Source organism: Streptomyces sp. NPDC043878, assembly GCF_056435735.1.
In genome coordinates this window covers 1-11,652 of sequence record NZ_JBWKDW010000053.1, presented here as the reverse complement: position 1 = coordinate 11,652, position 11,652 = coordinate 1, and the positions used below count along the sequence as shown (strand labels likewise).

The window sequence follows — 11,652 nt, the reverse complement described above, 5'->3', positions numbered from 1 at the left end:
CTGCACCCGTTCAGCCACGTCACCATTCTGGCCGCCCGACGCAGCAACTGAGCGCTGCATCGCGGCAGGGCGAACGTTGCCTGATGCGGCACTAGTGTCCGACGGTGACCTTGACGGACCTCAGCTTTGGTTTTCGTGACGATGATCAGCGGCGACGTGTCCAGGCGGTCATCCATGATCGCCTTGCAGACGACCGAGAGCCGCAGGAGTGCCGCTACCTCATGCGGTTCTGGTGGCAGCTGTGCATGTCCTACCAAGAGGTGTCGGTGGAGCAGCTCAGCCTGAACGTCCGTGAGCCGAAGATGTCAGTGCTCGAAAGGCTGATCTGCGCCATCAGGACATCTCATGACGAGATCGACGCATGGGTTGCCGTCACGCAGGAAGCCTTCCCGGTGATTCAAGACCGTGGCTTTCGGTCGGCCTCGGAAAGTAACAGCTAACGCAGCAGGCCGAGTTGTCGGTGGGTGATGAGGCAGCAGGCGAGTTTGAGAAACGCTTCGTGGATGTCGGCCCTGCGTTCCCAGCGGATGCGCAGGCGGCGGAAGCCGTGCAGCCACGCGAAACTCCGCTCCACAACCCAGCGGTAGGTGCCCAGTCCGGTGCCGTGCAGGGTGCCGCGGCGGGCGATGGCGGGCACGATGCCGCGGGCGCGGACCTGGTCGCGGTAGATGTCGTGGTCGTAGCCGCGATCGGCGAAGAGCGAGTCCGGCTTGCGGCGGGGACGACCGACCCGGCCACGGATGGGCGGGATCCCGTCGAGCAGGGGAAGCAGCTGCGTGACGTCGTTGCGGTTGCCTCCGGTGAGGATGACCGCGAGCGGGGTGCCGTGGCCGTCGGTGATCAGATGGTGCTTCGAGCCCCGCCCGGCCCCGATCGACCGGCGAGGGGCCCGTGTGGATCCCCCTTTTAGCGCCCTGACATGGGAGGAGTCGACCACGCACCTCGACCAGTCCAGGCGGGAGGCCGCGTTCAACTCGGCCAGCAGCACCTCGTGCAGCCGCTGCCACACGCCGGCCTCGTTCCAGTCCCGCAGCCGTCGCCAGCACGTCACGCCCGAGCCGAAGCCCAACTCCTGCGGCAGGTACTCCCACTGGATCCCTGTGTGCAGCACGTACAAGATCCCGCACAGCACCTCCCGGTCCGGCAACGGCCCGCGGCCCGGATACCGAAACCTGCGCTCACGCTGCGGAAGCAGCGGCTCCAAGCGGTCCCACAGCTGATCCGACACGATCCACGGCGACGTCCCCACACCGGACCGAACGCTCAACTCCCGCCTCGGACACGGCCATCAGCGCCGATCCACCTCTTTGTGTTAGCCGTTGTTAGTACGGAACAGCGCTACCGGTACAGATTTCGAACGATGCGAGGAAAGGGAAATTGGAATGCGTGTCACTACTAAACCCGCCCGGCCGGATTGTCGCGTCCGCGTACCAGTGGTGGAGGTCGTGGCTATTCCAGATTGTTGCGTTCACGGGGAGGTTGTTCACATAGGACATGATTCCGTTGCCTGGAGCGGAAAGACCGTAGTCCGACAGAAAGAAGCAAGCGCCTGTGCTGGCAGCGGTAAAAGACAAGGTCCTGTATTCAGTGCTCCTGTACAGGCACAACTTGTCCGAGGGGCATCCCCCCACAGCAGCGGCTGGCGTCGCAGTGGTCAACGCGCTCCCTGCCAGCAGAGCGAAGGCCGCCATGGCCGTGATACCAATGCGCTTGAGATTCATCGCGATCCTTAATGTCGGTTTTTTGATTGAGCACGTCACGCGGTCTGCAATCACGCCAGTAATCGATGCTTCCAGTGCAAAGCGTTTCTTGCGAGCGGGTTACGGCCTGCATCGATTCTGACCGCCACGGTTATCGGGCTGGGCTTGGTGGTGGAATGTCTGTGTCGACGCCGAACGCATACTGGCGGCCGGTGGCGCCCTCCTGCACCTTCACCGCAACCGCCCGATCTCTCCCTCACCGGCGTCGCGTTCTTCGGCACCTTTGGATAGCCGCCGCTTTCCCAATCGACCCACGTCGATGCAGCTTCCGGTCAGCTGGGAAAGGGGCTTATCGCCCAGGGTTGTCCCGGACGGTCCCAGCGTCGACGGTGCGGGGCTGGAGGGCTGTCGTGCCCGGGCTGGGTGACGACACAGAATCTCCCAGGCCAGGCCAATACGGGCTGTGGCCGCCGGTGCACACGATCACTGCATCAACGAAGTTGCCACCCGTGTTGCTGCTGAAGCCACCCGCGCTGACGCTGCCGTCATCTATCCAGCTCAAATCCACGTTGCTGGTGTACCAAAACACTGCCTTTACCGGCAGGTTATTGCGATAGGACATGACCTGTCCGTGCTGGCCAGCGAGTTGAAAGCCCGAAAGCTCGAAACAGACGCTGGTCTTCTGCGTCTTCAACCTCATGTCATTGAAGCCGGTGCCTCTGTACAGGCACAGGTTGCCGGCCGCGCAGCTCTGGGCTGCCGAGGCCGGGGCTGCGGTGGCAACAGCTCCTCCGGTCGCGAGCGCCACGGAGGCCAGCAGGGCGGCACAGCTCTTACGCCAGAAACGCATGGGGAGTCCTTCCGCCTCACATCCCACCCCGCGATGACGGAGTGGATTGACAGCGCGGGCCAAGGTATTCGGGCCGACGCATGATCGAGCCTGCCCCAGTACCGTCCTGCTGTCGTTAACAGCCAGTCCACACTTCTTGACATTGCGTCCACAAAACGACCTCAAGAATCCCGACGCGGCGGACGACACGTATGCGGGTGGCGCTCAGGAAGCGGACCACATCGCGAAGCGCGCGTTCGGGCCGGTCAGCAGTGAGGACGCCGGCTGGCGGCCAGCGGCTTCAGAGAAGCCGCTGCAACCCCCCGACACTCTTGCTGCACGGACATTTACGGCAGGGATACAGTTCGTAGACTGTGGTGCTCCGTGGCCTATCGCCCCTCTACAGTGCTGCCCACGGCAGGCCGGGGGCGAGCGCGGGGGCACGGGTATGGCGCGGGTGGTGGCGGTGCACGGCATCGGCAAGCAGACGCTGGGCGAGGACACGCTGCGCCGGCAGTGGTTACCGGCCCTGAACGACGGCCTCGCACGGGCTGACCGTGCGCAGCGGTTGTCGGAGTCGGAGGTGGCGGTCGCGTTCTACGGTGATCTCTTCCGCCCGGACGGGGAGTTCCTCGCAGCCAGCAACCCGCCCTACACCGCGGCCGACGTCGCGGAGGGTTTCGAGCAGGACCTGCTGCTGGCCTGGTGGAAGGCGGCCGCCGGCACTGATCCGGCCGTGGTTCCGCCGGATGCCGCCGACACGCTGGTGGCGACGCCGCGGTCGGTGCAGGCCGCGCTGCGGGCCCTGTCGGGGTCGCGGTTCTTCGCCGGACTCGCGCTGCGGGCGATGGTGTTCGACCTCAAGCAGGTCCACCACTACCTCACCGACCCCGACCTGCGCGCGAAAGCACTCGCCCGGGTCGTCGACCAGATCAGCGACGACACTCGCGTCATCGTCGCGCACTCGCTGGGCTCCGTCATCGCCTACGAAGCCCTGTGCGCCCGCCCCGGCCACCCGGTGCGGGCCCTGGTGACGATCGGCTCTCCTCTGGGCATCGAGAACCTGATCCTGCACCGCCTCCAGCCGACGCCCCTGCAATTGGGCGGGCGGGCGCAGGGGGTGTGGCCGGGCGGCGGGCAGCTGGCGTGGACGAACCTCGCCGACCAGGGGGATGTCGTCGCCCTGGTGAAGGATCTGCGGCCCGCGTTCGGGCAGCGGGTGCGGTGTGCGGTCGTGCACAACGGTGCGCACGCGCATGACGCGGCGGCCTATCTGACGGACAAGCTGTGCGGTCAGGCGATCGCCGGCGGTCTCGCATGACCGCTCCGGCCAGCGGCGGCATAGAAGAGGGTGGGGAGCCGCGCCGGTATCTGATCGCCACCGCGGTCTCCCGCTATCCGAAGTGTCCCGCCTGGGACCGGCCCGGCCTGGTGGAGGCCCGCGAGCAGATCGTGGAGCTGTTCACGCGGAAGCTCGGCTACCGGCATCACACCGCGCTGGGCGCCGACCTCACCGTGTTGCAACTGCGGGAACAGTTAAGGGCGTTCTGCACGTCGGCGGAGCGGCGCGAGGACGACCTGGTGGTGGTCTATCTCTCCGGCCACGGTGAGGTGGACGAGGCGGGCCAGGAGCACGTGCTGCTGATGTCGGACACCGATCCCTCTGATGTGTCCTTCACCGCGCTGCCGACCGCGGAGCTGGTGCGCGTGTTCAGAGGCACGAAGGTGCGCCGGCTGATGCTGATCCTGGACACCTGCTACTCCGGCCGGGGAGGCAACGAGCTCGCCGCGGCCGCCCTGGAGCGGCTCAGTACGTCATGGTCGCCGGGCACGGCCAGTCCCGGGCTGGTGATCGTGTCCTCCGCGCAGCCTCACCAGCAGGCGAAGGCCGGCCTGTTCCCGAACCTGCTGGAGCAGGTGGTGGGCAGCCACGCCATCGCGGGACACTCCCCGAAGCACCTGTCGGTGTCGGCCGTCGTGGAACAGATGAACCGCCACGACGACAAGCCTGCCTACCAGCACATCAGCCTGTCCCTGCTCGGGTTGACCGGTGAGCCGCCCGACTTCCTGACCAACCCGCGCCACGACGTCCGTCTCACCGACGTCGACCTCGCCCTGCAGGACGCCGCCGAGTTCGACGCGTACGCCCGCCGCCGGGACACCGAATTCAACAGCCGCCTCCTGATCCGCGCCATGGGCCACCAAGGCGACGGCGTCCAGAGCTGGTGGTTCTGCGGCCGCCACCGCGTCCTCTCTGAACTCGCCGAATGGCTCAACCAGCATGGCGCCGACCGGCAAGACCCCCGTTCCGGAGGCTCGGCCGGTGAGTTCGTGCGGGTGGTCACGGCCGGGCCTGGCTCGGGCAAGACGGCCGTGCTCGGCCTGCTCGCCGCCCTCGCCCTGCCCGAGCGGCGCCGCACCGTGCCCGTCGACGCCCTTGGTCTGGCCCCGGACTGGATCCCCGACCAGGACAGCATCGACGTCATCATGTATGCCCAGAACCTCACCAACAGCGAAGTCCTCCGCGGCCTGGCAGCCGCGGCAGGACTGAAAGCCGCCACGGTCGGCGAGTTCCTCGAATCACTGGGGCAGCGAAACAACGTTCGGGGACGGCCGTTCACGGTGCTCATCGACGCCCTTGACGAAGCCGCCACACCCGACACCCTGTGCACGCAGATCGTGCGCCCCCTCATCGACCACTCCCAGGGACGCATCCGGCTCCTCCTGGGCACCCGCCCCTACCTGCTCGACCGCCTCGGCCTCGACACGCGAGGCGGTGAGCACCGGCACATGGTCCTCGACCTCGACAGCCCCCGCTACGCCGACCGCGAGGCGCTGTGCGCCTACACGATGCGCAACCTCCTCGAAAGCCGCCACGCCTCCCCCTACCGGCATCATCCCGACATGCTCCGGCCCGTGGGCAGAGCGGTCGCAGATGCGGCCGAACGCTCCTTCCTCGTCGCCCGCATCACCGCCGGAACCCTCGCAGCTGCCGCCGACGTCGTCGCCAACCCCCACGACCCCCAGTGGCGAGCCGGCCTGCCGCGCCACGCCGGACAGGCCATGCGCGACGACCTGACCTGCCGCCTCGGCCGCGACGTCCAGCGCGCCGTCGACCTGCTGCGCCCCCTCGCCTACGCCGAAGGCCAAGGCCTGCCCTGGGAAGGGATCTGGGCACCCCTGGCATCCGCCATCGCCGGGCGCCCCTACACCGACGACGACCTACTGTGGCTACGGCGCAGCGCGGGCTCCTACGTGGTCGAAGCCACCGACAACGGCCGCTCCGCCTACCGCCTCTACCACCAGTCCCTCAACGAACACCTCCGCGAAGGCGTCGAGCCCGCGAGCGTCCACAGCGCATTCGTCGACACCCTCACCGCGTGCGTCCCCTACCGCAGTGATGCCACCCGCGACTGGTCCCGGGCCCACCCCTACACCCTCCACCACCTCGCCACCCACGCCGCAGCCGCCAGCCGCATCGACGACATCCTCAAAGACACCGAATACCTCGTCCACGCCACCCCCAGCACCCTCACCCCACACTTGCAGCACGCCACCTCAGACGAAGCCCGCCTCACGGCCGCCGTCTACCGCACCAACCTCAACCTCCACGCCCCCGCCACAACTTCGATGCGTCGACAAGCCTTAGCCCTCAACGCCGCCCGCGCCGGCGCCACCACCCTCCTCCACCACCACCTCACCGCCCGCATAGACCCCGCCGAATGGGCACCCGTCTGGGCGACCGGAAGCGACTTCACACCAGCCCTCCGCGACACACTGACCGGCCACACCAACGCAGTGTCTGCGGTGGCGTGCACGGTGCTGGACGGCGCACCGGTTGCCGTCACCGGCAGCTGGGACGGCACGGTGCGCGTGTGGGACCTGGCTTCGGGCCGGCAGATCGGCGAACCCCCCACCGGCCACACCGGTCCGGTGTCTGCGGTGGCGTGCACGGTCCTGGGCGGCGCACCGGCCGCCGTCACCGGAGGCGGTGATCACACGGTGCGGGTGTGGGACCTGACGGCGGGCCGGCAGATCGGCGAACCCCTCACCGGCCACACCGGCACGGTGTATGCGGTGGCCTGCACGATCCGGGACGGCATACCGGCAGCCGTCACCGGCAGCGACGATTGCGCAGTGCGGGTGTGGGACCTGAGCACGGGTCGGCAGATCGACGAACCCCTCACCGGCCACACCAATAGGGTGAATGCGGTGGCCTGCACAATCCGAGACGGCACACCGGCAGCCGTCACCGGCAGCGACGACTGCACAGTGCGGGTATGGAACCTAACCTCGGGTGTGTCAACCGGCGAATGCCATACCGGGCCCACCAGCGAGGTGACTGCAGTGGCCTGCATGGTCCTCGACGGCACGCCCGTCATCGTCACCGGCAGCAACGACCGCACGGTGCGAGTGTGCGACCTGGCCACTGGCGAACAGATCGGCGAACCCCTCACCGGCCACACCGGCCCGCTGTCTGCGGTGGCCTGCACGGTCCGCGACGGCACACCGGTCGCCGTCACCGGGAGCACCGACTGCACAGTGCGGGTGTGGGACCTGACGGCGGGCCGGCAGATCGGCGAACCCCTCACCGGCCACACCGGGTCGGTGTCCGCGGTGGCCTGTACTGTCCTCGACGGCAGACCACTCGCCGTCACCGGCAGCTGGGATGACACAGTGCGGGTGTGGGACCTGACCTCGGGTCGGCAGATCGGCGAACCCCTCACCGGCCACACCGACACGGTGAACGCGGTGGTCTGTACGGTCCTGAACGGCACGTCCGTCGCCATCACCGGAGGCGGGGATCACACCGTCCGGGTGTGGGACCTGCGGTCGAGGAAGCTTGTGCAGACTCTCATCGCTCCCGCATGCCAGGCGGTCGCGTCTACGGGCGACGCAGGCCTGGTCCTGGCGCTGGGGTCCGATGTGGCGGTGCTACGGCGTACCCAAGACCGGACAGTGAGTAGGTGTTTTTGATCCCTGGCCGTGGGGCGGGTACGGCTGGATGATCTGGTGTGTGGGGGCTGGCGGGACGGCTCGGCGGTACTGCCGGGAGTGTGGTGATCCGCTGCCGCAGACGATAGCGGCAGAGGCAGTGTTCTGCTCGGGTCGGTGCAGGTCACGGCGGTGGCGGAGGCTTCAGCGGACCCGGCAACGGGTGGCTGCGATGCAGCGGGGAGAGCATGCGGAGTGCCCGGTCTGCGGGCGGTCGTGGACGGTGGGGGTGGAACGGTCGAGGGCTGCGGTGTACTGCTCGGACCGTTGCCGGGTGCGGGCCTGTCGTCAACGGCGGGCGTCGCGGAACAGCGTTACGGAAACGCCCTAGCCGAACGCCTCGCGAGTACCTCGAACACCCCTTGTTCTGCAGGGTAGTTGTGGGTTGGCCGCCGGGTGCTTCGAGCGCCCCTGGTTCACGCTCTGCCCCGGCGTGTCGCGCCCGCGTCACGGTGGACGGTGACCGGGGCCGGCGCCCCTTTGACCGGTCACGTCGTGGTGGCTGGGCCGGAACCGGGCGAGGGCGGTGGTCATCATGACCGACGTGGCTGACCGGATCGGGAACGTCATTCGGCAGCGTTACGAACAGCTCGTCACCCAGGCCAAGGAACTGATCGCGCAGATCGCCCGCTCGCAGTTCGCCCTGGGTGACATGGCGTTGGAGATCGAGCCGATGAGGGCGGTGGGCGGGTCGATGCCGAACGGCACGGACGACCTGTTCACGGTGACGGAGTCGTTGCAGCTGTTCGCGGACGACATCGGTGTCGAACGCCGGACGGTCGAGGACTGGCGTTACACCGCCAACCGCTGGCCCGAGGGGCGCCGCAAGGAGGGCGTGTCGTTCACCGTTCACCGCATCCTCGCGTCGGTCGTGGACGAGGACGAGCGGTGGGCCGCGATCGAGGACGCGCCGTTCAACCCGCGCACCGGCACCCGGCAGTGGACGCCGGACGGCGCCAAGCGGGTCGTCGGCCAACGGGTCGACAGGCCCGTGACGGTCGATGAGAAGGTCCAGGCCGTGGCCGACCTGACCCGGGACGACGAGGTCGCCGCCCAGGTCGCCACCGATCTGCTGAAGCGGCCGGCGGTCACCGAGCACGTCACCCCGGCCGAACGGGTGCGGGTCGTCACGGAGCTGACCAGGGACGACACGGTCGCCCAGCAGGTGACCACGGACCTGCTGCGCCGCCCGGACGTCGCTCGGAAGACGATGCGCGACGACACCACCCGGATGCTCGTCAACCGCGCCCAGTTCGACAACTCCAACGAGACCCGGGACCGGATCCGGGAACGCACCCCGGCCGCCCGCGCGATCGAGCACACCATCGAATACCTCGACCTGGTCGGCTCCTGCCACAGCTTCGTGGCCACCCTGGGCCGCCTGGTCCCACAGCTGCGCGGGCAGGAGTTCACCGACGACGAGCGCGAGACCGTGAGGCGCCAGATCGGCCGGGTCCGCGCCGCGGCGGACTGGCTCGAAGGAGCCCTCAACAACGGCGAGTTCACCCTGGACGAGCAGCTGGTCCAGCTGCTCAAAGGCGAGTAGGCCATGCCGCGACGCCGGGAGGCCCGGCCCCTGGCCGAGCACTACGGCGACCTCGTCCGCGTCGCCCTGATGGAAGCACGCCCCGCCGGCCTGCACACCCACCAGCTCATGGCCGCAACCCGCCTGACCCGCTCGCAGGTCGGCCGCGGCATTCGGCACGTCCGCGACGTCGTCGCCGCCGAGAACCCGACGCCGATCACATGGACCCGCCGGGACGGTTTCATGTTCTCCGACGACCCCGCGGACTGGATCGAGTACGACAAGCGGCAGTTCCGGCAGATCCTAGGCCGCCTCACCCGGGTGATCACGGGCACGCTCGATCCGCACCTGGCCCGCTACCCCGACGACGAATGGGCCCAGCTCGCCACCGCCCAGCTCACCGGCGTCCGCGCCACCCTCGCCCAGCTCTCCAAATAGCCCACGTCACCGCCCATCCCCCCTGTCGAGCCCGCCATGCCCGCTGCCACCCGTCGCCGCCGCTACCCCTCCGACACCTCCGTCGCCGAATGGGCACTCCTGGAACCCCTGCTGCCCGTCCCGGCCTGCCAGACCAAAACCGGCGGACATCCGGAGAAGTGGCCCCGGCGGGAGATCGTCGACGGCATCCGCTACATCGTCGACAACGGCGCGAAATGGCGAGCCCTGCCTGCGGATTTCCCCCCGTGGGAGACGGTTTACGGGTTCTTCTGGAGGTGGAACCGGGCCGGGGTCGTCACCTACATCCGTGACCAGCTCCGCCGAAGGATCCGTACCGGCAAGGGCCGTTGCCCGCACCCGGTGACGCTGATCGTGGACTCCCAGTCGGTCAAAGGCGCCTCCACCGTCGGCAGAAACAGCCGCGGCTACGACGCCGCGAAGAAAATCAACGGCCGCAAGCGACATATCACCGTGGACACACTCGGCCTGCCGGTGATGATCACGGTGACGCCCGCCGACATCCAGGACCGAGACGCTGCCCGCGACGTGTTCTGGCGCCTGCGCCTCACCCAGCCGCAGATCACCCAGGTCTGGGCCGACCGCGGCTACGCCGGCGAACTCGTGGACTGGGCCCGCGAACGCCTCTGGCTCACCCTGCGCATCGTCTCCCGGCCCAAAGGCGTCAAGGGCTTCGTCGTCCTGCCCCGCCGCTGGAAAGTCGAGCGCACGATCGGCTGGTGCATGAACGCCCGCCGCAACGCACGCGACTACGAACGTCTTCCCCAGCACTCCGAAGCACACCTGAACTGGGCACTCATCACCATGATGACCCGGCGCCTGACCCGCAAAAGCCCCCGCACCGGCTGGACGAAAAAGCGCACGGGAAGCGGGGAGCCGTCCTGTTGACCCGACCCACCTCGGTCAGAGCTGGGCGGCCGGTCTGATGTGTCAGTCCAAGGTCTGCGTCAGTTCGCTCCGGCTCGGTGTGTGAACGATACGGCCGTACCCTCCGTTGACGATCGGCATGTAGGGCGGCACGTGGCCGCACTCGATGTCGGCGATGATCGGCACGTTGAGAGAACCAAGTGCGTCGAGGACGGCCTCGTGCTGACTGAGGGAACGGTTGTCGGGTGCGCTGGTCCGGCCAACGAGAACCGCGTTCGCCCGATCGAAGAACCCAGCGAGCCTCATGCCATGGAGGTTCCGGCAGATGGTGAAAGCATCGTCGCCGGCTGCCTCCACATACACGAGGAGCCCCTCCGGTGACTCGTTGCGAGCGAAGGCCGAGACGTCGAGGTAGGCCGTCCCTGCGAGATTGCACAGAGTTTCGATGCAGCCGCCGATCAGTCTTCCCTCGGCCTCCACGTCACCGCTCCCGTCGAGCCGGGTCCAGGCGCCCACGGAGTCGAGCGTGTACTCGCGTATGTCGGGGAAGGCGGCGAAGTCGTCAAAGCCGGTGGTCCGATGGCGACCGGGCGGGGTCTGGGTGCACTGGTGCCCCCGGGGCGCTGCGACGATGTCGAGCCACGATCGCAGTCCGTCGGGCACTCGGTAGGGCGTGTCCATGAGGTTGTTGCCATGGACTGTCGCCGTCCCAGTGAGCAGAGTCATGGGCGTGATCAGGGTCGACATGTCGGAGAATCCGACGAGCCAGGTGGGCTCTGCCTCCCGCAGCCTGTCCCAGTCGAGCAGCGGTAGCAGGTCAATCGCGGTCTCTCCGCCCCACGGCGGCACGATGGCCTTGATGGTGGAGTCGGTCAGCATCGACATCAGTTCGCTCGCGCGGTCAGCGGCCGAAGCACTGACGTGCCCGAAGCCGTCCATGCACCGGCCGATGACGACCTCGTACCCGCGGTCCTGAACGTCACGAACGGCGACATTGAGGCGCTCACGCAATTCCTTCGCGACCCCGCTCGATGGAGAGGTAACACCAACACGGTCACCGGGACGCAGGGGGGGACGGATATCGAACAGCCATGCGCTGGATTTTGGCACAGAGCCATACCCGGAGGACACCGAGTTCTATGTGCTCCAAACGGCCCGGATGCCGGGTCACCAGGTTCAAAAACACCTAGTGCCGCATCAGGCAACGTTCGCCCTGCCGCGATGCAGCGCTCAGTTGCTGCGTCGGGCGGCCAGAATGGTGACGTGGCTGAACGGGTGCA

Annotated in this window: 9 protein-coding genes; 6 read left to right on the top strand and 3 right to left on the bottom strand. The window is 68.0% G+C overall.

The window, feature by feature from the left end; genetic code table 11:
• The first annotated feature begins 104 nt into the window (after positions 1–104).
• Positions 105–440 (top strand): hypothetical protein, encoded by a 336-nt coding sequence (locus AC07AZ_RS37760; RefSeq protein ID WP_478855284.1) that lies wholly within the window; start codon positions 105–107, stop codon positions 438–440.
• Here the strand turns inward: AC07AZ_RS37760 and AC07AZ_RS37755 are convergent.
• Entirely contained in the window at positions 437–1,231 is a 795-nt protein-coding gene (locus tag AC07AZ_RS37755) for an IS5 family transposase (RefSeq protein ID WP_478855286.1), read from the bottom strand. The genes AC07AZ_RS37760 and AC07AZ_RS37755 overlap by 4 nt on opposite strands.
• Positions 1,232–2,049: 818 nt before the next feature.
• A complete protein-coding gene (locus AC07AZ_RS37750) occupies positions 2,050–2,550 on the bottom strand; it encodes a peptidase inhibitor family I36 protein (protein WP_478855283.1) in 501 nt (166 codons plus the stop codon).
• A 427-nt stretch (positions 2,551–2,977) separates the two neighbouring features.
• On the opposite strand from AC07AZ_RS37750, the gene AC07AZ_RS37745 reads away from it, so the two are divergent.
• The 5 genes from AC07AZ_RS37745 (at position 2,978) to AC07AZ_RS37725 (ending at position 10,393) form a co-directional block, all read left to right on the top strand.
• Positions 2,978–3,850: a lipase family protein gene (locus tag AC07AZ_RS37745; RefSeq protein ID WP_478855282.1), complete on the top strand. Its 873-nt coding sequence runs from the start codon at positions 2,978–2,980 to the stop codon at positions 3,848–3,850.
• Complete coding sequence (locus AC07AZ_RS37740; RefSeq protein WP_478855281.1) at positions 3,847–7,506, top strand: caspase family protein; 3,660 nt, start codon at positions 3,847–3,849, stop codon at positions 7,504–7,506. Before AC07AZ_RS37745 ends, AC07AZ_RS37740 begins: the two co-directional genes overlap by 4 nt.
• A gap of 553 nt (positions 7,507–8,059) precedes the next feature.
• The gene (locus AC07AZ_RS37735) at positions 8,060–9,070 is read left to right on the top strand and encodes a DUF6192 family protein (RefSeq protein ID WP_478855280.1); all 1,011 of its coding nucleotides are present in this window, start codon (positions 8,060–8,062) and stop codon (positions 9,068–9,070) included.
• 3 nt (positions 9,071–9,073) lie between these two features.
• Positions 9,074–9,487: a hypothetical protein gene (locus tag AC07AZ_RS37730; RefSeq protein ID WP_478855279.1), complete on the top strand. Its 414-nt coding sequence runs from the start codon at positions 9,074–9,076 to the stop codon at positions 9,485–9,487.
• Between the two features lie 36 nt (positions 9,488–9,523).
• Positions 9,524–10,393 carry an IS5 family transposase gene (locus AC07AZ_RS37725; RefSeq protein ID WP_478855278.1) on the top strand — a complete coding sequence of 290 codons (870 nt, stop codon included), beginning with the start codon at positions 9,524–9,526 and terminating at the stop codon, positions 10,391–10,393.
• 42 nt (positions 10,394–10,435) lie between these two features.
• Here AC07AZ_RS37725 and AC07AZ_RS37720 read toward each other — a convergent pair whose 3' ends face one another.
• Complete coding sequence (locus tag AC07AZ_RS37720) at positions 10,436–11,383, bottom strand: S66 family peptidase (RefSeq protein WP_478855285.1); 948 nt, start codon at positions 11,381–11,383, stop codon at positions 10,436–10,438.
• Positions 11,384–11,652: the final 269 nt, after the last annotated feature.